Here is a 19200-nt window from a genome sequence, read left to right on the forward strand (position 1 = left end):
AACAATATCGCGATCTACCCCGCCAATCGCTCCAGCAAGTCCCGCACCACGCCCTTCAGCAGATCGAGCTTGTAGCCCGTCATCGGCAACGGCTTGGCGCCTGCCGTCGCCTGCTCGGCGGCGCTAGCGATATTCGCTGCGCTGGCCGCCTTGCCCTGCACCGCCGCTTCCGCAGCCGCAAGCCGCAGCGGCACCGGGGCGATGCCGCCGGCGGCCAGGCGGACGAACTGGAATGCGCCGTCCCTTACCACGGCGCGGGCGCAGACTTCGACCAGCGGCCATTCGGCATGGGTGCGGCTGATCGCGCGCTTGTACAGCGCGTGCTCGCCTTGGAGCGGTGAGGGAAGCTCGACGCTCTTGATCATCTCGCGCGGCTGCAGTGCGTTGTCGGAGCCGCCGTCGCGGCCGTCGCCGAGGAGCTCGCCGATCGTCAGGGAGCTCCGCTGGTCGGTCATCACTTTCGCATCATGGGCAAGCAGCGCCGCGGCCATCGTCGAGGGATGCGGCGCCACGCAGGGGCCGAGGTCGAACGCGACGTGGTAGAGATGATTGCCGGACCGCGCGGGACAATCCGGTCCGCCCTTCCTGAGACAGGCGATGTGCGGATTTCGAAAATACCAGCAGCGCGAACGTTGCGCGAGATTGCCGCCGAGGGTGGCGAAGTGACGGACCTGCGGTGTCGCTAATCCTTGCGCGGAAGCGGCGATGCCCGGATACGCCGCGGCGACGCGTGCATCGGCCGCGATGGCGGCAATGGTGGTGAAGGCACCGAGGCGCAAACTTCCGTCGGCGCCCCAATGCATCCCGATCATGTCGGGCGCGGCTGAAATATCGATCAACGGTCCCGTCGAGACGCCGCTGCGGCGCCGCTCGGAGAGGTCGGTGCCGGCGGCGCGGAATTCGCCGGCTTGCGTGGCGGTCATGGCTGTCGGTGTCATGCGGCGGCCCTCCCTTTGAGCGCGGCGACGAGACGGTCGGGGCGGATCGGCAGTTCGGTCAGCCGAACCCCGGTCGCGTGGTGAATAGCGTTGGCGACCGCGGGCGAGGTCGGCACGGTTGCGACCTCGCCGATGCCGACACTGCCGCCGAGCACGTGATCGAATCCGCCCTGGTCGAAATGCACGTCGATGACAGGCGTGTCGGCGATTCCGGGAATGCGATAATCTTCCATGCCGCCGCTGAGCACATCTCCGGTGCGGGAATCGACCTCGCGTGTTTCATAGAGCGCGTAGCCGACGCCCTGGATGACCGCGCCAGCAGCCTGGCTGTGCGCCAGCGCGGGCGCCACCACCTTGCCGACCGCAATGCCGGTGTGAACCTTTACGACGCTGACATGGCCGAGCCAGGTATCGACCTCGACTTCGACAATCTGCACCGAGCTCGGCACGCCGGCGCCGATCGCAAGATTGGAGAAGCGCCGCATCATCCAGCCGAAGATCCAACCCATGAAGCCGGCTTGCTTGAGCGGCGACTGGATGCCCGGCGCCATCTGCCTGGAGTCTTCCGGCCGCACTCCGGAAGCGGAGAGGTCGGGCGAGGCCGCCAGCATTTCGCGCCACGGCGCATTGGAGCCGGGGACCGGTTGCCGTTTTGCGCTTTGCTGTATCGCGGCTTTCAACTGCTCGATGGCGAGCAGCATCGGCGGGATCACCGAAGCCGTCACCCGGCTGCCGCCGGAGCCCGGCCCTTCCGGCAGTTTGGAATCGCCGATCCGGACTTCGACTTCGTGCGGCTCCAGCCCAAACTCGCGTGCGAGCGTATTGGCGATCACGGTGCGGGTGCCGGTGCCGATATCCTGCGTCGCGGTGCTGGCGATCAGGCGTCCGCCCTTCACGGCCACCTCGACCTTGGAGCCGGGCTGCCACAAGTACAGCCAGTAGCCGGTGGCGACGCCGACGCCGCGGCGATAACGGCCGCTTTGCGCAGCGACCGGTTTGCGGTTGCGCCAGACCTCGAGGCTCGAAGCCCAATCGTAGAGCCGCTGGCGGTTGGGATCGGGATCCCAGCGTTTGCGAAGCGCGATCGCGTCGATGTTCATGCGCACCGCCGCTTCGTCGATCGCCTGCTCCAGCGCAAACGCCATCGGCGGCCCGCCGGGACCGCGGAAGGGGGCACCAGCCGGCAAATTGCTGATGACATCGAAATCGGCCAGTTCCTTGCCTTCTGCGGGATAGATCAGGCGGGCAAGTGCCGCGATGGTTGAATTGGTCGCAGCTCCTGTATCGGCATAAGCGGTGAACGAAAGCGCTTTCAATTCGCCCTGGTCGGACGGCAGCAGCGCGACCTTCATCTCCGCCGCTGGCCGATAGCCGGTAACCGAAAGCTCCTCGTGCCGATCGTAGGCGACGCGCACCGGCGCCTTGGCCTCGCGCGCCAGCTCGATCGCGGTGGTCGTTTCCACGCCAAGCGCAGCCTTCGAGCCAAAGCCGCCACCGACATGGTCGGCAATCACGCGCACCTTATCGTGGGCGAGTTTGTAGCGCTTGGCGATCAGCTCCATCAGGTGAAACACGGCTTGCGTCGAGACATGCACGGTGAGCCGATCGCCGTCGAAACGCGCGACCGCCGCATGCGGCTCGAGGCAGGCATGCTGTTGCGTGCCGGTGCGGAAGGTGCCCTCCACCAGCAGCGGATTGTTCGCGGAGCGCGCGCTGTCGATCCAGCTTCGCACCTTCTTCGGCTTCTTGGAGAACGCCGCCGAGGGGCCGCGGATGTTGCCTTTCCAGGAGGCGGGCGCTCCGGCGCCTTCGGAGACGTTACCGGCCTTCTTGCGCGTGGATTTTTCGAACACGACGGGCGCATCGGCCCTGCGTGCTTCATCGAGCCCGATCACCGACGGCAGGCGTTCGCCTACGAGCTTGATGGCGGCGATGGCGGCCAGCGCCGTCTTGCGATCCCTGGCCGCGACCGCCGCGATCGGTTCACCGACAAAGCGGACGATGCGGTCGTCGCCGAGCAGCGAGATCGCTGCACTCACACCCGGCATGGCGCGCGCGGCGGTGAGATCGAGCTCACCGATGCGCGCATGCGCGAACGGCGAGCGCAGGATCACGCCTTCGAGCTGGCCGTCATGATGGATGTCGACGGTATACTTCGCCGATCCCGTCACCTTGTCGCGCGCTTCCATGCGCGGCGGAACGAACTCCTCGCCGTCGAAGTGGCCGGCGCAGGCATCCGCCACGGCGCGGAAGATTCCGTCATAGGCGCCGCAGCGGCAGAGATGCCCCGACAGCGCCGCGCCGATTTCCTCGCGCGAGGGCACCGCCGTTGCCTTGGCCGCACGCCAGGAATCGTGAAACGCCGCAGCCTCGACGATGAAGCCCGGCGTGCAGAAGCCGCATTGCAGGGCGTCGTGCGCCATGAAGGCCTTCTGCACCGGGTGAAGCGTTTCCGCGTCGATGCCTTCGACCGTAGTCACGTTTCTGTCAGCGGCGGTGCGCGCCGGCATCAGGCAACTCACGGCAGGCTCGCCGTCGACCAGCACCGTGCAAGCGCCGCAGACGCCGGCCCCGCACACAAGCTTGGTGCCGGTGAGGTCGAGTTCGTCGCGCACGACGTCGACCAGCAGCGCATCGGGATCGTCGGGGAGGGGAGCGAGCTTGCCGTTGATCGTCATGGTGCTCATCTGCGATCTCCAGGTTTGCGGGCGGATTTCTTGTCGGGTTTCTTGTCGGGTTTCTTGGCCGGCTTCGGTTTGGCCCCGCGCGGCTGCTTCGCCGGGCCGACGGCCCCGGCGATCAGCGTGCGCAGCATGATTTCCAGATCCTTCAGGAAGGCGTCAGTCGGCTGCATCGCGGGGTAGGCGGATTTGGTGCCGTTGACCGCCATCTCCACGCATCGCGCAAGATCGCGCGGCGTCATGCCGGCGTTGAGAACGAGGCCCTGCTTGCGGCAAACGCGTGTGATCGTCGCGTCGAGCTGATCCGCATAGGCGGCGGCATATTTCTGATAGAGGTCGCGCGCCTGCAGGAGATGTTCGGAGAACAGCTCCTCGACATGCGGCGAGCCGTCGAGCGAAGCGGCCAATTGTCCGAGCTTGGCGGAGACCGATGCGACGAGAATATCGGCGAGGCTGCGGCCTTGCTTCTCGGCGGCGCCGGCCGCGGCGATTTCGGCGGCGAGCGCTTCCTCATGCAGCCGTTCGATGACGGCGCGAAACAGCGCTTCCTTGGATTTGAAATGATGGTAGAGCGCCTGCCGCGTCAGTCCGGCGGCCTCCGCCGCCTGCTCGATCGACGAGCGTCGAAAACCGTGCCGGCGGAATACCAGCATCGCGGCATCCAGAATGCGCGTGCGCGGACCCATTTGACGATTTTGACAAAATTATACAAAATGTCAAGTCGGGCCACCGGGGCGCACTGATACGTGCCCGGACGCGATGCGCCACGAAGTGGTGCACCGCAGAGCCGGGGGCCACTATCCGCCGCGCGATGATGGGTCCCGGTTCTGCGACGCGTCGCTGGCGCGCTGCAGCGCGCCCGGGACAGGCGCGACAGGTTCCGAAAGCAGTCGACCCGATCGAATCCGTCCGAGAAGCAATTCGTATCGCTTCATGGACGTGTCATCGAGCGCCTCCTGCCTGTTGCTTGGCAGGTCATCATACCCGATTGGGCTGTCGAACTGGCTCATCGTGAAATCGACGCGCCGCCCGTTGACCTGATTGTAGAAATGCCAGGCGCCGTTGACCTGCGTTTTCAGGATCTCGCCTCCGAGTTCGTCCTGGATCACCAGCGTCGTCACCGAGCATTGACCCGCCGCGGGATTGTCGGACCGCCACTGGCTGCTCGTCTCCGCCGACCAGGCGCTGCGCAGCTTGTGGTAGAGGCCGATCAGGGATGAGCAACCCGTCGTCATCATTACCCCGTGCGTGCGGCGATGGTGCTTCTGCCGAGTCGCGCGTCACGGCTTCGTGGCGCGAGCAGAGACCGGCTAACGAACGCGTCAGCCGGGATGCAGGAAGAGTGCGAGCAGCAGAATGATCGACAGCGGAACGCCGGTCATCCAAAAAAGTGCGCTCTTGACGGACATCATCCCTGCCTCCGAGCGGAGATAAACTATCCAGCGGAACTTTGGTTCCTAAGCCAAGGCATTTTCGTTGATGTCGCTGCGAAACGCAACCATTACGTGCGATGGCATCATTTTGTTCCCCACTTCCTTGGTTCCCTGCGAGCTGCTGCTGCGCCACAGTGGCTACAACAACGATGCATCCGCGTACTCGCGCAAAGCCGCGTATTGCCAATTCCTCACAACCGCCGATCGGCGCAATCCAGGTTCTTGGAGGAATACTAATTCTAAACCCGTGATTGGTTCGTTGTTTCATCCTTCGCGCGCTTCATCACCATGGTCATGCTTGTTACTGGTCCCGCGCGAAGCGATGAGGACTGGAAATGACTGCATGCTTGAAGACCGCGGGATGGCTCGGCGCCGCGCTGCCGATGCTCGCCGCGATGATCGATGTGACGCCGGCGGAAGCGCAATCGTCCGCGCGTGAATTGCCGGCCGTCGTGGTCGACCAGCCCTCACGTCCGCCGGCCGCGCGCTCGCGTCCCGTACCGAGACGGCAAGCCGCGTCAGCGGCGAGCCGTCGCACGGCCCAGCGCAACGCCGTGACGCCCGATGCGGCGGCTGCGGCCGGCGCACGCCCGGAAACGGGCACCGGACCGGTGCGCGGCTATCTCGCCGGGCAAAGCGGCACCGGCACCAAGACCGACACGCCGCTGCGCGAAACGCCGCAATCGATCACGGTGGTGACCGCCGACCGCGTCACCGACCAGGGCGCGCTCACCGTGCAGGAAACGCTGCGCTACGTGCCCGGCGTGTTCGCCGACGCCTATGGCCCGGATTCGCGCGGCGACTATCCGCGCATTCGTGGCCAGGATCCAAATATCTATCTCGACGGCACCCGCGTGGTGAACACGTTCCAGTTCAACGAATGGCGGCCCGATCCCTACACGCTGGAGCGCATCGAGGTGCTGCGCGGGCCGTCATCGGTGCTGTATGGCGACACCTCGACGGCAGGCCTGCTGAACCTGATTTCGAAGCGTCCGCAGGCGGAGGCCTTCAACGAGATCGGCGTGCAATATGGCAGTTTCAACCGCAAGCAGGTGCAGCTCGATAGCACAGGTAAACTCACCAAGGACGGCGAGTGGCTATATCGCTTCATCGGCGTATTCCGCGACAGCAATACGCAAACCGACTACGTCAAGGATGACCGCATCGTGCTGGCGCCGTCGCTGACGTGGCGGCCGACCAACAACACCAGTTGGACCGTGCTCGGCACCTATCAAAAGGATATGAGCGGTATCTCCACTGCGTTCCTGCCGCATGAGGGCACACTGTTCCCCGGCCCCAACGGGCTTATTCCAGTGCGGCGATTTGCCAGCGAGCCCAGCTATGATCGCTACCAGACCGAAACCGGCGCGGTCTCTAGCCTGTTCGAGCACAGCTTCAGCGACGGCCTGAAGATCCGGCAGAACATGCGTTACGCCCATATCGAGGGCATCTACCGGTTCATCTATCCGGACATCTATTCAAACCCCGATCCATTTCTGGGGGATCCTCAGCGGCGCACCGTGGCACGGTTCGTCTCGGGACGGGAAACCAGCAAGAACAGTTTTACCTCGGACAGCAACGCCGAATTGAAGTTCGCGACCGGCCCGATCACGCACAAAGTGCTGTTCGGCGTCGACTATCGCAGCCTTCAGGAAAGCGCGTTGTCTGGCACCTACCTCGATCTGACGCGGTTCGATCTCTATGCGCCGGTTTATAACGGCGTCGCTGCGCCGCCGTTATCGCGGGAACCGGACCTACGGCAGAGCCAGCTCGGGCTCTACGCGCAGGACCAGATGCGGCTCGGGCCGTGGCTGGCGGTCGTCGGCCTGCGCCAGGATTTTGTCACCAACAACGTGCAAGGGGCGCCGGCGGAAGACACCAGGGCGACCACTGGCCGCGCGGGACTGATGTACGAATTGCCGTTCGGCCTGACGCCCTATGTCACCTATGCGCAATCCTTCACTCCGATCTTCGGCTCCGGCATCTGCGTCGGCGGCACCTGCAAGGCACAGCAGGGCGAAATGGTGGAGCTGGGCTTCAAGTACAATCCAATGCCCGGCACGGCGATCAACGGTGCGATCTTTGACACCATCGAGAAGAACCGGCTGGCGAGCAGCCCCGACGGCGCTCTGCTCTCGGTCCAGACCGGGCAGGTGCGCATTCGCGGCGCCGAGCTCGAGGTGATCAGCCGCGTGACACCGGACCTCGATCTGATCGGTGCCTATTCCTACCTCGATGCTCGGGTGGAAAGCGGCGACAATGCCGGCAAGCGTGTCGAGACCGTCCCTGACCATCAGGCCTCGCTATGGGCGAAGTACCGTCTCACCGCGCTGGGCCTGCAAGGCGTCACCGTCGGCGGCGGCGTGCGCTACATCGGCGAGTCCTGGGACGGCACCGACGCCATCCGCACGCCTGATTACACGCTGTTCGACGCCATGATCCGCTACGAGACCGGCCCTTGGCGGTTTCAGGTCAACGCCAGCAACATCGCCGACAAGCGTCATGTCACCACCTGCTGGTCGCGTGGCGACTGCTTCTTCGGCATTGGCCGCACCGTGCTGGGGAGCGCGACGTACAGATTCTAGCGAGGGCATCATCGGAAAAGCGCAGGCCGGTCTTACGCCGGCTTCGCCCGATAGGTCTGCAGGAACATCCGCGTTGCGCTGTCGACCACGCGCGCGATGCGCTCTGCCGACGGCGCCGGCTCGGCCTGAAACACGAACGGCAGGAACAGCGTCGCCTGGCACATCTGCAGGAACTGCGCGGCGGCGAGGGCGCAATCGTCGATCGCAAGATCGTTCGACCGGACATGCGCCTGCAGATACTCGGCGAGGCGGTTGATCGTCTTTGCCAGCACGTTCCCGTAAAATTGGCGTCCGACCTCCGGCATCCGCTCGGCGATTGCCATTACCGTGCGGATCGACGAACCGCCGCCCGGCCGGCAGATCGAACCGATATAGGTTCGGCCGAATTCGCGCAGCGTGGTCTCGACATCGCGTTTCGGATCGAGATTGTACGCGATCTTGCTTTTTTCGAGCGCGTCGTCCTCGACAATGGCCTCGAACAGCCGGCTCTTGTCGGCGAAGTAAACGTAAAGCGTGCCCTTGGAGACGCCGGCTGACCGCGCAATTTCGTTCATGCTGGCCCCATCAAAACCCAGATCCATGAACACCTTGCGCGCGCCGTCCAAAATCTGGCGGCGCTTCGAACTGTCCTCCTCGCCTAAGGGATGAATCGTGTTTGCTGTGGGTGCAACCATTGGTTTATCTTCTCGCGCGAGTATTCAACCCCGGATATAGCGGGAAGCCTATTTTCGCTTTATGGTCGATATCAGTAATCTAACTTGACCGAACCGTTCGGTCAATGATATTTTGAGTTAAAGGCGCCAGTGCGGCCGGTTTCCGTGGCCTCATGCATCGCGATATTTTGGAATGGGGAGGCCCTTTAATGGCCGCAGCGAGAGACCAGGCGGCACGCGTCGTTCGCGCCGAGCCGGACGGGGCGCAGGATGAAGCCGCGCCCGAGGCCGGACCTCAGTTCGCCGATCAGTTGCGGACCCACGTAGCGGAAGAAACCAGGCGTCGTCCCGCGGAGCCGCCCGGCGCCCCCGCAATTGAAAAGCCGGCCGCGGCGTCCGTCGATGCCTCGGCGACGGCGAAACCGGGCAAGCGCAAGTTCATCATGATCGGCGTGCTCGGCTTGCTCGTGCTCGCGGCCGCCGCTTATGGGGTCTACTTCGTTCTCGTCGGCCGCTTCTATGTTTCGACCGACGATGCCTACGTTCGCGCCAACAACACCACGCTCGGCGCCCGGGTATCGGGCCATGTCGCGGCTATCCTGCCGCGCGACAATTCGCTCGTTCGCGCCGGCGACGTGATTTTCAGGATCGACGACGGCGACTACCGCATCGCGGTGGATGCCGCGCGCAGCAAGATCGCGACCCAGCAGGCGACCATCGACCGTATCGGCCGTCAGGTCACGGCGCTGGAAAGCGCCGTCGAGCAGACCAGGGCGCAGCTCGCTTCCGCGGAAGCGGCGATGAAGCGCGCAGGCCTCGACTTCGATCGCCAGCAGACGCTGAGCACCAAGGGCTTTGCCTCGCGCGCCGCGTTCGAGGTTTCCGAAGCCGGCCGCGACCAGAGCCTTGCCGCGGTGAAGTCGGCGCAGGCCGCCCATGACGCCGCGCGCGACAACGTCGAGGTGACGAAGGCGCAGCAGGCCGAGGCCCGCGCGCAGCTCGTGGAGTTGCAGACCCAGCTTGCCAAGGCGGAGCGCGACCTTGCCTTCACCTCGGTGCGCGCTCCCGTCGACGGCACCTTCTCCAATCGCCTCGTCAATGCCGGCGATTTCATCCAGGCCGGGCAGCGGCTCGCCAATGTGGTGCCGCTCAACGACGTCTTCATCGACGCCAATTACAAGGAAACCCAGCTCAAGCGCATCCGTCCCGGCCAGCCCGTAAAAATATCGGTGGATGCGTACGGCCATCGCAAATTCGCCGGCGTCGTCGACAGCATTTCACCCGCTGCAGGATCGGTGTTCACGCTGCTGCCGCCAGATAACGCCACCGGCAACTTCACCAAGATCGTGCAGCGGCTGCCGGTTCGCATTCGCGTGCCGAAGGACGTTGCGAAGCAGAACCTGCTGCGCGCCGGCATGTCTGTCTATGTGACCGTCGACACCCGCGAAGGCGCCGCCGACGCGGACAGCGAAGCCGACCTCGACGCGCCCGCGACGGTTCAACCGCAGTAATTCATACCTCGAGCCCGGGCGAAACGCCCGGCGCCTGTGCCGAGCTGATCATGGCCGACGCCACCACCGCATCGCCTTCGCTGATGAATGCCGCGGCCGACGAGCGCATCCCGCCGCGGCGGCTGTTTGCGTTTCTCATCATGGTGTTCGGGATGTTCATGTCGATCCTGGACATCCAGGTCGTCTCGGCGTCGCTGCAGCAGATTCAGGCCGGCCTTTCGGCCAGTTCCAGCGAAGTGTCATGGGTGCAGACCTCGTACCTGATCGCCGAGGTGATCGCGATCCCGCTATCCGGCTTCCTGTCGCGCGCGTTCGGCACACGTTTGCTGTTTGCGATTTCCGCCTCCGGCTTCACCGTCGCAAGCTTGTTCTGCGGCTTTGCCTCGACCATCGAACAGATGATCGTGTGGCGCGCGATCCAGGGATTTTTGGGCGCGGGCATGATCCCGACCGTGTTCGCATCCGCCTATACGGTGTTCCCGCGTTCGAAAATCCATATCGTCGCGCCGATCATCGGCCTGGTCGCGACACTGGCGCCGACGATCGGGCCGACGGTCGGCGGATTCATTACAGACACGATGTCGTGGCACTGGCTGTTCTTCATCAACATCGTTCCCGGCATCGGGATCACCATCGGCGTGTGGGCGCTGTGCGATTTCGACAAGCCGAATTTCGCGCTGCTCGAGCATTTCGACTGGTGGGGCCTGCTGTTCATGGCCGGCTTCCTCGGCACGCTCGAATATGTGCTGGAAGAGGGGCCGCAGTCGCAATGGCTGGAAGACACCTCGGTCGCGGTCTGCGCCGCGATCTGTGCGATCTCGGCGATCGCCTTCTTCTGGCGCGTGTTCAGTGTGCGAGAGCCGATCGTCGACCTCCGGACCTTCACCGACCGCAATTTCAGCCTCTGCTGCCTGATCTCGTTCTGCGTCGGCATCGGCCTTTACGGCCTCACCTACATGTATCCGCGTTACCTCGCCGAAGTGCGCGGCTACAGCCCGATGATGATCGGTGAGACCATGTTCGTCTCTGGTATCGCCATGTTCCTCACCGCCCCAATCGTGGGGCGGCTGATGGCGAAATACGACGTGCGCTACCTGATCGCGATCGGTCTGGTGCTGTTCGCGCTCGGCTCGTACCAGATGACCTGGATGACGAAAGAGTATGATTTCTACGAATTGCTGCTGCCGCAGATTTTGCGCGGAGCCGGCTTGATGCTGGTGATAGTGCCGACCAACACGATCGCGCTCGGCACGCTGGCTCCGGAGCGGGTGAAGAACGCCTCGGGTCTGTTCAACCTGACGCGCAATCTCGGCGGTGCGGTGGGCCTCGCCGTCATCAACCAGGTGCTGAACGAGCGCGCCGACCTGCACATCTCGCGGCTCCACGACCGTGTCACCTGGGGCAACGCCACCGCGGTCGAGACGCTCAACATGTTCACCCAGCGCCTGCAGGGCATGGGCGATTCCGCGCTGATGGCGATGAAGCAATTGTCGCAGATCGTGCACCGCCAGGCCGTCGTGATGGGCTATGGCGACGCCTTCTTCATGCTGGCCGTGTTCTATTTCGCCCTGAGCCTGCTGGTGATGGTTCTGAAAAAGCCTTCTGCAGCGGCGCTCGGCGGCGATGCGCATTAAAAGCGGCGAGACAACGCTGTTCACGTCCTTGTCATGTTGCAAATCACCCGCGATGCATTTATAAGCTGCGCATTGTCGCTCGAACCGGGGAGATTTGCATGATTTCGATGTATTCGCAGATCGCGCCCTCGCGTCCGATGCTCGTGCTGGTTTTTCGGTCGCGTCGCTGAGCGCGATCTCCGCCGGCCCTGATCGGGCCTGACGCCCGATCTTTCCAAACTTCCCAACGACTTAACGACAGTTTTCAACGACGCATGCGTTCGGCCCGAGGCTGCCCGCGCGTCAAACCCAGATGGAGCCGGCGTGCGCCTTTCGCGCAGCCGGATGACGCCATGACCGTTCAAACAGACAAACGTCCCGCGGCGATACGCGTGGTGATCCCGTTCGTGTTCCGCCACTGGCTGCAACAGCCCGGCCGCGCCGCCGTCGTAACCGGCGGCCTGCTGGGGGCAACCGCGGCCGACCTGTTCATGCCGATCTTCTCCGGCCGGCTGGTCGATGCGCTGACGCTGGGCACCTCCGATCCCGGCGCGCGACAGGCTGCGTTCGTAGCCTTCGGCGGGATCGTCGCGCTCGGCCTCATGTCGATGATCCTGCGCCTGACCGGCCTGCAGGCGATCGTGCCGTTCACGCTCACGACCATGTCCGACGTGTCGCGCGACGCTTTCGCGCGCGTGCAGCGCTTCTCGACCGACTGGCACGCGAACAGCTTTGCCGGCTCCACCGTGCGCAAGATCACGCGCGGCATGTGGGCGCTCGACCTGCTCAACGACACCATCTTGATGGCGCTGCTGCCGTCGCTATTGGTGCTGGTCGGCTCGATGATCCTGCTCGGGCTGCACTGGCCGGTGTTAGGTGCGGTCATCGCGGTCGGTACCGTCATCTATGTCTCGATGACGATGGCGTTTTCGGTGAACTACATCGCACCCGCCGCGCGCGTCTCCAACGCCTGGGACACCAAGGTTGGCGGCACGCTGGCCGATGCCTTGACCTGCAATGCGGTGGTGAAATCATTCGGCGCGGAAGCGCGCGAGGATGCGCGGCTGGCCGGCGTCGTCGGACGCTGGCGCACGCGCGTGCGTCGGACGTGGTACCGCTATAACTACACCTCGACGGCGCAACTTGCGGTGCTGTTATGCTTTCGCGGCTCCGTGATCGGCGGGGCGATCCTGTTGTGGATCGCCGGCCGCGCCACGCCGGGCGACGTCACCTATGTGCTGACCAGCTACTACATCATTCACGCGTACCTGCGTGACGTCGGCATGCACATCAACAACCTGCAGCGTTCGGTCAACGATATGGAGGAGCTGGTCGCGATTCACGACGAGCCGATCGGCATTGCCGATGCGCCGGATGCAAAGCCGATCGACATCCAGGGCGGCGGCATCGTGTTCGACGACGTGGCGTTCCATTACGGCGGCCACCGCGCGCCGCTGTATGACGGACTGTCGGTCGAGATCCGCGCCGGCGAACGGGTCGGCCTGGTCGGCCGCTCCGGCTCCGGCAAGACCACTTTCGTCAAGCTGGTGCAACGGCTCTACGATATCGGCGGCGGAAAAATCCTGATCGACGGTCAGGATGTCGCGAAAGCCACGCAGCAATCGCTGCGCAGCCAGATCGCGATCGTGCAGCAGGAGCCGATCCTGTTTCACCGCACGCTGGCCGAGAACATCGCCTATGGCCGGCCGGGCGCCAGCATGGCTGCGATCGAGCAGGCGGCGCGGCTTGCCAACGCGCATGACTTCATCCTGCGGCTGCCGAAGGGCTACGGCACGCTGGTCGGCGAGCGCGGCGTCAAGCTGTCGGGCGGCGAACGGCAGCGCGTCGCGCTGGCACGCGCGTTCCTGGCGGACGCGCCGGTGCTGATCCTGGACGAGGCAACCTCGAGCCTTGATTCGGAGTCAGAGGGCCTGATCCAGCAGGCGATGGAGCGGCTGATGAAAGGCCGCACCTCGATCGTGATCGCGCACCGGTTGTCGACGGTGCGCAGCCTCGACCGCATCCTGGTGTTCGACCGCGGCGAGATCGTCGAGCAGGGCACGCATGCGGCGCTGACGGCGCGCCCCGGCGGCATCTATCGCGGGCTGTTCGAGCTGCAGGCCACCGAGTTCAGCCGCATTTCGGCGGCGGAGTGAGGTAGCACGTATTCTTGCGGACCCGATCGATGTCGGAATATGTTTTCCGGCATCGAGAGGGCCCGCACGATGCGCTGGTTTCGCAAGGATCGGCCGCCGGAAGTCTGGGAAATCGAAGCTCAGCCCGAGGGGGATATCGAGGCGGCGCAAAGGATTCGCGAGATCTGCCTCTCGGCCGCAGCCATCGTCGAGAGGATGGCGACGCTGCGCGGTCCCAAGGCAGAAAGCCAGAGGAACGCCGAAGGCGAGCGGTATCAGGCGGCGATGAAATGCGGGCTCGAAATCGCCAAGAAAATGTCCGACGACGCGATGCGCGATGTCTCGGTCAGCCAGATCATCCGCCTGTCCGTAAAGGCGAACCATCTGAAAACGGCGAGAGTTCTGCTGCGCGCTATCCAGTCCGAAAAGATTAGGGCCGAATTGATCGCGGATAATCCGGTCCTGACCGATCAGGACGCCGCGAGTTGAGGCGGCTCGCGATTTCGCTGCGGCGGTGAGGGCGCCGGCTTGGCCCGCGTGCGCGTCGAAATGGCGACCGTCACCACGACGGCGGCAGCGAACAGCAGGATCTGCAGCGTGATGGTCTCGCCGTTGAAGAACGCCGCGAGCGCAAAGGTGATGAAGGGTTGCAGCAACTGGATCTGCGAAACCCGCGCGATGCCGCCCATCGCCAGCCCTGCATTCCACGCGAAGAACCCGATCCATTGCGAGAACAGCGCGACGTAGAGCAGCCCGAGCCAGGGTTTCAGCGCGATGTGGGTGATATCGGCGGGCATGGTCAGCACGGCGGCCGGGATCGATAGCGGCAGCGCAATCACCAGAATCCAGCTTATGACCTCCCAGCCCGGCATTTGCGAGGTGAGCCGGCCGGAGAATGCGTAGCCGATCGCGGCAACGGCCACTGATGCGAACAGGAATAAATCACCGGCGACCAGCGCGCCGCCGCCTTGCCGCAATGCGAATGCGATCACCAGCGCCGCTCCGGCCACGGAAGCGATCCAGAACAGCGGCCGCGGCCGCTCATGGGTGATGGCGACCGCGACCAGCGCGGTGGCGATCGGCAGCACGCCGAGCACCACGCCGCCATGCGAGGCGTCGACCCTCTGCATGCCCATCGACATCAACAGCGGAAACAGGATCGCGACGCAAAGCATCGCAATGATCAGTTGCAGCCACAGCGCGCGGGGCGGCAGCGGACGGCGCAACACGAGAAGGAGCACCAGCGAGCACAGCCCGGCGATCGCGGTGCGCAGCGCGGTCAGTGCAATCGGATCAATTTCCGCAACCGCGATCCGCGTCGCCGGCAGCGTGCCGCCGAAGATTGCCATGCCGATGAAGCCCAGCAACAGGCCGAGGCGCTCGCGCGAAGCAGGGGAGCTCATGACGCGATTGGTTAGCCGCTTTGCAGGTCAGCGTACAGCAATCTACTCGGAGCACATGGCGGCTATGCGCGCCTATCTCGGAGCAATGCTGCTCCACACCAATCCGACCCCGGATAGAAACAGCAGGGCCAGCACGACGTCGTAGAAGTTTCGATCATTCAGGGCGTGATAGGTGCGCATGCCAAGACGGGCGCCGATCAGCGTGCCGGGCAGCGCCAGCATAGCCAGCCAGAACACATCCCATTTAACGAAACCGCTGGCGATCTGCAGAATGAGCGCGGCGCCGAGCACGCTGCCGTTGAAGATCTGGAAGACGCCGCGGCGTTGATCCTTGGTCCAGCCGCGGATGCTGGCCCACAAGGTCGGCAGCGGGCCCGACAGGCCGGCGAGGCCGCCGAGGATGCCGCCGGCAAATCCGATGGCTGCGTCTGCCGGCCGGCCGCCGAAGCGGAAGGCCATCGGCTTGCGGATGAAATAGAGTGCGGTGGGAAATACCAGCAGCATCACGCCGACGCTGAGCTTGAAGTTTTGCGGGTCGGCGCGCGCGACCAGCAGCGCCCCGATCGGCATGCCGACAAGACCGCCGGCCACGAACGGCCACGCCAGCTTGAAGTCGAGAACTTTCCACATCGACGGCAGTGTCGAGATCTGCGAGCTCACCGAGCAGATCAGGACCAGCGGCACCGCAATGGCCGGCGGCAAGATGTAGAGCCAGATTCCCAGCGCCATCAGCGCCGTGCCGAAACCGGAAAGTCCGGAGACAAAACCGCCGGCGAGCGCGCCGGCAAGCAGGATGGTGTAGGTGGCTAATTCCACTCTTGATATTCCCCCGTCATCCCGGGGCGCATCGAAGATGCGAACCCGGGATCTCGAGATTCCGGGTCTGGTCCTTCGGACCATCCCGGAATGACGATGCTACGATTTTGCGCCGACGTTTACACGAGGCGGCGGGCGGGTACTATCGCAATCGACGCCTTCAACAATAACCTAGTGGAACGCCCCCAATGAGCTCGACCTCTTCGAAAACCTTCCTCGTTTGTCACGGCGCGTGGTCGGCGGGCTGGGCCTGGAAGAAGATGCATCCGCTGATGCAGGCCGCCGGGCATCGCCTGGTCACGCCAACCTACAGTGGTCTCGGCGAGCGCGCGCATCTGGCGCATCCGGGGATCGATCTCAATTCGCATATCGAAGACGTGCTGCACGTCATCAGGTATGAAGACCTGCGCGACTTCGTGCTGATCGGCCACAGCTATGGCGGCATGGTCGCGACCGGCGTCGCCGACCGGGCGCGCGACAAGGTCAAGCAGCTCATTTATATCGACGCCTTCGTGCCGCAGGACGGCCAGTCGCTGCTCGATTTGAACGAGGCGGGGCGGGCGCGGATGCAGGAGTTTTCGAAGAGCGGTGATGGCTGGCGCGTGCCGCCGAACCCGACGCCGCCGGACACGTCGCCTGCGGACGTCGAATGGCTCAACGCGCGCCGTGTCGACATGCCGATCAAGTGTTTCGAGACCAGGCTCAAGCTGCAGGGCGGTGCGCTGACCCTGCCGCGCAGCTACATCTACGCCACCCGCATCACGCCCGCCGATACGTTCGGACCGTTCGCCAGGATGACAAAAGGTGACCCCGCCTGGAGCTATTACGAGATCGACGCCAGCCATTCGCCGAATGTCACCGCGCCGGAGGCCCTGATGGCGTTGTTGCAAAAGATCGTGGCGTAGGCCCGTTACCCCATCTATGGGATGTCGCAGGCGGATTGACTCTCCGCCATCCGCCCAACAAGCTGGCAAACCGGTGGTCGACATCGATCGCGGAGGGCAGGCCATGGCGGCCAGAGCGACTTCAGTCATCGAGACGTGGTCAACCGGCCTGGTCGAGCCGGAACGGCGCCTGGACTATTGGATCGGCGCCGTCTGCGAATGTTTTCTCGAAATGGATATCACAACGCCGGTGCGGTCGGGCTTCGACTGCTCCATTCAGCGCGGGCAACTCGACACGATCGGCATCAACCACGTCGAGGGCTCGGCGCAGCACGTCTACCGCAGGAAAGCCAGCCTCGCGCGCAGTGCATCGAACTACTATTACCTGCTGTGCAAGACCGACAATGACTGGACCGCCATGCAGAACGGCCACGCGTCGCGCCTGCAGCCCGGCGATCTCGTGCTGCTGGACTCCCGGCGCTGCTATGAGTTCAACTTTCTGGTAACTTCAAACACGCTGTCGCTGGAGCTTCCGATCGCGTGGGTCGAATCCTGGATCACCGATCCGGAGCGGCGCATCGGGCGGCGTATCGATGGGCGCGCGGGCTGGGGCGCCGCGCTCAGCGCGTTTGCATGCCAGTTGACGCCGCAACTGGCGATCGAGCGGCCCTTGCCTGCCCAGGTTCTGACGGACCAGCTTGGATCGCTGCTGGCGCTCGCATGCGGAAGCGAGATTCCGGCCGCGCCCTCCGAGCAGCGCGATGCCGCGAGGCTGTTGGACCAGATTGGCCAGGCCATCCGGCTGCGCTACGCCGAACCGGGACTGACGGCTGCGACCGTCGCCGCACATCTGCGTGTCTCGGAACGAACCCTGCATCGCTGTCTCAACAGAGCGGGCCTGACGTTCAGTGGGCTGCTCAACGATTGCCGCATGACGGCGGCGCGCCGGATGCTGAGCGAGCCGCGCTTCGATCGCATCAGCGTCGGCGGAATCGGGCTGCGGGTCGGCTTTTCCGATCCGTCCCATTTCATCCGCCAATGCCGCAGATACCTCGGCATGACGCCGGGCGCGTTCCGGCAGCAGCGGTAAGGGCCTGGCGCAATCAGACGATGGCGGTGGCCGAATGCGGCCATCCGGGAATAGCCGTCCCCATCAATGTCTGACTTCCAGAAAATCAGGGGGAGACTGCATGTCAGACATTTACGTTTTGGTTCACGGCGCGTGGCACACCGGCGCCGAAATGGAAGCGGTGGCCGGACATCTTCGCAAAAGCGGCCACGTCGTACATTGCCCGACAGTTATCGGCAACAACAAGGACGACGATCGCGAGACGACTGGGCTTGAGCAAGCGATCTCGTCGATCGTCACTTACATCGAGGCGAACAATCTGCGCGACATCCGCCTGGTCGGCCACTCCTATGGCGGGATGGTGATCTCGGGCGTTGCCGACCGCCTGACTGACAGGATCAAGCGCCTCGTCTACGTCAACGCCTTCGTTCCACTGGACGGGCAGTGTCTCAACGACATGGTGCCGCCGCACTATGTCGGCCTGTTCGATGCCGTGGCCGCTGCCAACAACAACGCTGTTATGCTGCCGTTCGAAATCTGGCGCGATGCCTTCATCAACGATGCCGATCTCGAACTGGCAAAGTCGGCCTATGCCAGGCTCAACCTGCATCCGTACAAGACGTTCACCGACAAGATCGCGCTGAAGCGTCCACTGGCAGAGCTGCCGATCGGCAAATCCTATGTCAATTGCCGGCAGGACATTGCCCTGCCGCACGGCCTGCCATGGCACCCGCGCTTGTCGGAGCGGCTGGGCCTGTTCCGGCTGGTCGAATGCGACGGCAGCCATGAAATGTTCTTCAGCAACCCGGCGCGGCTGGCGCAGGCGATCGGAGAGGCGGGGCGCGATTGAGATTGTTTGCGCGACGTCAAACAAAATGGCGAGGGGCCCGGCGTGGTCGCGCCGAGCCCCTCATTCTCTTCCTCAGTAAGACGCGTTTTCTTTACGCGAACCGGAAGACCACTTCGCTCGAAAACGCTTATGAGATATCAGCCAGCCTGTAAGCCGGGTTCTGTAGGGCACCATTCTTTCGAATGATACGTGACGGCCATTCCTCTGGGACCATGTTCGCACATGGCCTCGAGCAACCTACCCGGACGGCGAGCCTGACATAGCCCTGCGGCGTTATCGCTTTCGCGAACAGCCCGCGTTGCCGTCCCTATTCGGTTTTGCTCCCGGTGGGGTTTGCCATGCCGTTTCCGTTGCCGGAGACGCGGTGCGCTCTTACCGCACCTTTTCACCCTTACCCTCCGAAGCCCGAAGGCGAAGGAGGGCGGTTCGTTCTCTGTGGCACTTTCCCTAGGGTTACCCCCGCCGGACGTTATCCGGCACCGCATGTCGATGGAGCCCGGACTTTCCTCCCCCGCAGCCTTTCGACCATAGCGGAAGCGGCCGTCCGGCCGACTGACGCATTACGAATGGGGGCTCGGGGCCGCGCCGTCAAGGGATAGCGATGGTTAATCCGGTTCCGTCAGCGTGAT

15 protein-coding genes and 1 other RNA gene are annotated in these 19200 nt (G+C 64.1%); 8 read left to right on the forward strand and 8 right to left on the reverse strand.

The genetic code is table 11. The features are described 5' to 3' along the window. Window positions 1-14: 14 nt before the first annotated feature. From V1277_RS21970 to V1277_RS21985, 4 genes are all read right to left on the reverse strand, one after another. Window positions 15-938, reverse strand: coding sequence for an FAD binding domain-containing protein (locus V1277_RS21970; RefSeq protein WP_334418071.1), 924 nt, complete (start codon window positions 936-938; stop codon window positions 15-17). Next, window positions 935-3625 (reverse strand): molybdopterin-dependent oxidoreductase, encoded by a 2691-nt coding sequence (locus V1277_RS21975; protein ID WP_334418072.1) that lies wholly within the window; start codon window positions 3623-3625, stop codon window positions 935-937. Before V1277_RS21975 ends, V1277_RS21970 begins: the two co-directional genes overlap by 4 nt. Beyond that, window positions 3622-4305: a TetR/AcrR family transcriptional regulator gene (locus tag V1277_RS21980; protein ID WP_334418073.1), complete on the reverse strand. Its 684-nt coding sequence runs from the start codon at window positions 4303-4305 to the stop codon at window positions 3622-3624. Before V1277_RS21980 ends, V1277_RS21975 begins: the two co-directional genes overlap by 4 nt. A gap of 111 nt (window positions 4306-4416) precedes the next feature. Beyond that, window positions 4417-4854 (reverse strand): YunG family protein, encoded by a 438-nt coding sequence (locus tag V1277_RS21985; RefSeq protein ID WP_334418074.1) that lies wholly within the window; start codon window positions 4852-4854, stop codon window positions 4417-4419. Between the two features lie 533 nt (window positions 4855-5387). Here V1277_RS21985 and V1277_RS21990 point away from each other — a divergent pair. Next, window positions 5388-7637 carry a TonB-dependent siderophore receptor gene (locus V1277_RS21990; RefSeq protein ID WP_334418075.1) on the forward strand — a complete coding sequence of 750 codons (2250 nt, stop codon included), beginning with the start codon at window positions 5388-5390 and terminating at the stop codon, window positions 7635-7637. 32 nt (window positions 7638-7669) lie between these two features. Here V1277_RS21990 and V1277_RS21995 read toward each other — a convergent pair whose 3' ends face one another. After that, window positions 7670-8311, reverse strand: coding sequence for a TetR/AcrR family transcriptional regulator (locus tag V1277_RS21995; protein ID WP_334418076.1), 642 nt, complete (start codon window positions 8309-8311; stop codon window positions 7670-7672). A 188-nt stretch (window positions 8312-8499) separates the two neighbouring features. Here V1277_RS21995 and V1277_RS22000 point away from each other — a divergent pair, with 188 nt between their 5' ends. The 4 genes from V1277_RS22000 (at window position 8500) to V1277_RS22015 (ending at window position 14038) form a co-directional block, all read left to right on the forward strand. Beyond that, window positions 8500-9801 (forward strand): HlyD family secretion protein, encoded by a 1302-nt coding sequence (locus V1277_RS22000; RefSeq protein WP_334418077.1) that lies wholly within the window; start codon window positions 8500-8502, stop codon window positions 9799-9801. A 50-nt stretch (window positions 9802-9851) separates the two neighbouring features. After that, window positions 9852-11435, forward strand: coding sequence for a DHA2 family efflux MFS transporter permease subunit (locus V1277_RS22005; protein ID WP_334418078.1), 1584 nt, complete (start codon window positions 9852-9854; stop codon window positions 11433-11435). A gap of 332 nt (window positions 11436-11767) precedes the next feature. After that, window positions 11768-13570, forward strand: coding sequence for an ABC transporter ATP-binding protein (locus V1277_RS22010; RefSeq protein WP_334418079.1), 1803 nt, complete (start codon window positions 11768-11770; stop codon window positions 13568-13570). Window positions 13571-13609: 39 nt separating this feature from the next. After that, window positions 13610-14038, forward strand: a complete 429-nt coding sequence (locus V1277_RS22015; RefSeq protein ID WP_334418080.1) for a hypothetical protein — start codon at window positions 13610-13612, stop codon at window positions 14036-14038. Here V1277_RS22015 and V1277_RS22020 read toward each other — a convergent pair. Together V1277_RS22020 and V1277_RS22025 are read right to left on the reverse strand one after the other, a co-directional pair. Then, window positions 14020-14952 carry a DMT family transporter gene (locus V1277_RS22020; RefSeq protein ID WP_334418081.1) on the reverse strand — a complete coding sequence of 311 codons (933 nt, stop codon included), beginning with the start codon at window positions 14950-14952 and terminating at the stop codon, window positions 14020-14022. The genes V1277_RS22015 and V1277_RS22020 overlap by 19 nt on opposite strands. 72 nt (window positions 14953-15024) lie before the next feature. Then, window positions 15025-15768, reverse strand: a complete 744-nt coding sequence (locus V1277_RS22025; RefSeq protein WP_334418082.1) for a sulfite exporter TauE/SafE family protein — start codon at window positions 15766-15768, stop codon at window positions 15025-15027. Window positions 15769-15956: 188 nt separating this feature from the next. Here V1277_RS22025 and V1277_RS22030 point away from each other — a divergent pair, with 188 nt between their 5' ends. The 3 genes from V1277_RS22030 (at window position 15957) to V1277_RS22040 (ending at window position 18571) form a co-directional block, all read left to right on the forward strand. Then, window positions 15957-16673, forward strand: coding sequence for an alpha/beta fold hydrolase (locus V1277_RS22030; protein ID WP_334418083.1), 717 nt, complete (start codon window positions 15957-15959; stop codon window positions 16671-16673). Between the two features lie 103 nt (window positions 16674-16776). Next, window positions 16777-17742, forward strand: a complete 966-nt coding sequence (locus V1277_RS22035; protein WP_334418084.1) for an AraC family transcriptional regulator — start codon at window positions 16777-16779, stop codon at window positions 17740-17742. 100 nt (window positions 17743-17842) lie between these two features. Beyond that, a complete protein-coding gene (locus V1277_RS22040) occupies window positions 17843-18571 on the forward strand; it encodes an alpha/beta hydrolase (protein ID WP_334418085.1) in 729 nt (242 codons plus the stop codon). 133 nt (window positions 18572-18704) lie between these two features. On the opposite strand, the gene rnpB is transcribed toward V1277_RS22040, so the two are convergent. Continuing rightward, an RNA gene (gene rnpB, locus V1277_RS22045) (RNase P RNA component class A) lies at window positions 18705-19127 on the reverse strand. Window positions 19128-19200 lie beyond the last annotated feature (73 nt).

This window comes from Bradyrhizobium sp. AZCC 1588 (assembly GCF_036924735.1).
In the GTDB taxonomy this organism is placed as follows: Bacteria; Pseudomonadota; Alphaproteobacteria; order Rhizobiales; family Xanthobacteraceae; genus Bradyrhizobium.

Bases quoted from the DNA above. Each gene is read 5' to 3' on its own strand.
- V1277_RS21995 (WP_334418076.1), bottom strand. From the start codon at position 8,311: ATGGTTGCACCCACAGCAAACACGATTCATCCCTTAGGCGAGGAGGAC.
- V1277_RS21975 (WP_334418072.1), bottom strand. From the start codon at position 3,625: ATGAGCACCATGACGATCAACGGCAAGCTCGCTCCCCTCCCCGACGAT.
- V1277_RS22015 (WP_334418080.1), top strand. From the start codon at position 13,610: ATGTTTTCCGGCATCGAGAGGGCCCGCACGATGCGCTGGTTTCGCAAG.
- V1277_RS21980 (WP_334418073.1), bottom strand. From the start codon at position 4,305: ATGGGTCCGCGCACGCGCATTCTGGATGCCGCGATGCTGGTATTCCGC.
- V1277_RS21990 (WP_334418075.1), top strand. From the start codon at position 5,388: ATGACTGCATGCTTGAAGACCGCGGGATGGCTCGGCGCCGCGCTGCCG.
- V1277_RS21970 (WP_334418071.1), bottom strand. From the start codon at position 938: ATGACACCGACAGCCATGACCGCCACGCAAGCCGGCGAATTCCGCGCC.
- V1277_RS22010 (WP_334418079.1), top strand. From the start codon at position 11,768: ATGACCGTTCAAACAGACAAACGTCCCGCGGCGATACGCGTGGTGATC.
- V1277_RS22005 (WP_334418078.1), top strand. From the start codon at position 9,852: ATGGCCGACGCCACCACCGCATCGCCTTCGCTGATGAATGCCGCGGCC.
- V1277_RS21985 (WP_334418074.1), bottom strand. From the start codon at position 4,854: ATGACGACGGGTTGCTCATCCCTGATCGGCCTCTACCACAAGCTGCGC.
- V1277_RS22030 (WP_334418083.1), top strand. From the start codon at position 15,957: ATGAGCTCGACCTCTTCGAAAACCTTCCTCGTTTGTCACGGCGCGTGG.
- V1277_RS22020 (WP_334418081.1), bottom strand. From the start codon at position 14,952: ATGAGCTCCCCTGCTTCGCGCGAGCGCCTCGGCCTGTTGCTGGGCTTC.
- V1277_RS22000 (WP_334418077.1), top strand. From the start codon at position 8,500: ATGGCCGCAGCGAGAGACCAGGCGGCACGCGTCGTTCGCGCCGAGCCG.
- V1277_RS22035 (WP_334418084.1), top strand. From the start codon at position 16,777: ATGGCGGCCAGAGCGACTTCAGTCATCGAGACGTGGTCAACCGGCCTG.
- V1277_RS22040 (WP_334418085.1), top strand. From the start codon at position 17,843: ATGTCAGACATTTACGTTTTGGTTCACGGCGCGTGGCACACCGGCGCC.